This is a genomic window from Ancylomarina sp. YFZ004, assembly GCF_054254355.1.
In genome coordinates, this window is record NZ_JBTCHQ010000040.1 from 1 (window position 1) to 699 (window position 699).

Genomic DNA, 699 nt, shown 5'->3' on the forward strand with positions numbered 1-699 from the left:
ACATCAACATCAACAGTTGTTATTACAGTGAAGAATGTAAACGTTAAACCCGTTGCTAATGCAGGTGATGCGCAAACAGTAAACGAAGGCGATCTTGTGACTTTGGATGCAAGTGCTTCTAGTGATGTCGATGCTAATACAACATTGACTTATTCTTGGACATCTGTAGAAGGAGTTGCACTTACAGGTGCAAATACTTCAGCACCAAGTTTCACTGCACCAGCAGTAGATGCAGATAAAGCTTATACTTTTGAATTAACAGTTAGTGATGGTGATTTGACATCAACATCAACAGTTGTTATTACAGTTAAGAATGTAAATGTTGTTCCAGTTGCTGACGCAGGTGATGCGCAAACAGTAAACGAAGGTGACGTGGTAACATTGGATGCAAGCGCTTCTAGTGATGTTGATGCTAACACAACATTGACATATGCATGGACATCTGTAGAAAATCTTGTTTTAACAGGATCAGAAACAGTAAACCCAAGTTTTACAGCGCCAACAGTAGATGCAGATAAAGCTTATACTTTTGAATTAACAGTTAGTGATGGTGATTTGACATCAACATCAACAGTTGTTATTACAGTGAAGAATGTAAACGTTAAACCCGTTGCTGACGCAGGTGATGCGCAAACAGTAAACGAAGGTGATGTTGTAACATTGGATGCAAGTGCTTCAAGTGATGTCGATGCTAACACA

At 39.2% G+C, this 699-nt stretch carries 1 protein-coding gene; it reads left to right on the top strand.

The window, feature by feature from the left end; all coding sequences use genetic code 11:
* Nucleotides 1-699, top strand: a 699-nt coding sequence (locus ACXR6G_RS20125; protein WP_458363248.1) for a PKD domain-containing protein, incomplete at both ends; no start/stop codon positions are given.